The following is a 1,214-nucleotide window of genomic DNA, read 5'->3' on the forward strand; positions in this document are numbered from 1 at the left end:
CGCGTTAGCGGGACGGAGTCCTTTCGCGTTAGTGGGACGGAGCCCTTTCCCGGCGGCTGGCTGTTTTTTCCGGCCCAACCAACTGCCGGGCTGGTGCTGGCGGCAGCTTTGGTATTGGATTACCTGCTGGCGGATCCCTGGGGTTGGCCTCATCCGGTGCGGGTGATGGGGGCTGTAATTGCCTGGGGACAAGGCTATATCCTCAAGCACTGTTCGACTCCGCAAGCACAACGGTGGGGCGGGGCAGTGCTCACCCTGGCTCTGGTGGGGGGATCCTACGGCGTGGGCTGGGGACTGGTCGCCATCGGCAATGCCATCCACCCCTGGGCAGGGATCCTCGTGCAGGTAACCCTCATGGCCAGTTGTCTGGGAGGGCGCAGCCTGCGCTTTGCTGCGTTGGAGGTGTTGGATCCCTTGGAAAAAGGGGATCTGCCGGAGGCCCGTCAACGGCTCAGCCGCTACGTGGGGCGGGATACAGAGCACCTGACGGAGCCGGAGATTTTGCGGGCGGTGATTGAGACGGTGGCCGAAAATACCCCCGACGGAGCGACTGCCCCTCTGTTCTACGCCTTCTTGGGAGGGGCACCCTTGGCCTTGGCCTACAAGGCCAGCAGCACTCTGGATTCGATGGTAGGCTACCGCCATCCCCCCTTCACCCATTTGGGCACGGTGCCGGCCCGCTGTGAGGATGGGCTGACTTGGCTGCCCTGCCGCCTGACGGTGCTCACCCTGGCCCTGCTCAGCCGGGATCCCTGGGGGTTTTGGCAGCGGTGTCGTCAGGATGCGCAGGCGGATCCCAGCCCCAATTCCGGGTGGAGCGAGGCGGCTTTTGCCTGGCGGCTGCAGATCCAACTGGGGGGAACCAATTTCTATCGCGGGATCCCGAAGGTGAAACCCAAATTGGGGATCCCGGCTCGCCCCTTGACCCCGCAAGTGGTGCGGGAAAGCTTGGGACTGCTGCGACAGGTTGTATGGATTTGGGGGAGTTTGATGGTGGGAGCAACTCTCCTGTTGACCGTTCTGCAACTCATGGTCGTTTATTTCACCCCCTAGGATGAACTAAACAACCGGTTGCTTCCTGCTTCTACGACCCTTACCTAGCTGAGCTTTTGACTCAACCCCGGCAGAGGAATCTCCACAGGTGCAACTTCCCCCAGAACTTGAGGTAGAGTTAGCAAAGCTAACTAGGTCGTGTTGATCTTATGTTAGGATAG

1 protein-coding gene is annotated in these 1,214 nt (G+C 61.1%); it reads left to right on the plus strand.

All coding sequences use genetic code 11. The features are described 5' to 3' along the window. Positions 1–93 precede the first annotated feature (93 nt). The gene (gene cbiB, locus NW856_RS13880) at positions 94–1,053 is read left to right on the plus strand and encodes an adenosylcobinamide-phosphate synthase CbiB (RefSeq protein WP_414400719.1); all 960 of its coding nucleotides are present in this window, start codon (positions 94–96) and stop codon (positions 1,051–1,053) included. Positions 1,054–1,214 lie beyond the last annotated feature (161 nt).

This window comes from Synechococcus sp. R3-13, assembly GCF_047462195.1.
Classification (GTDB): domain Bacteria; phylum Cyanobacteriota; class Cyanobacteriia; order Thermostichales; family Thermostichaceae; genus Thermostichus.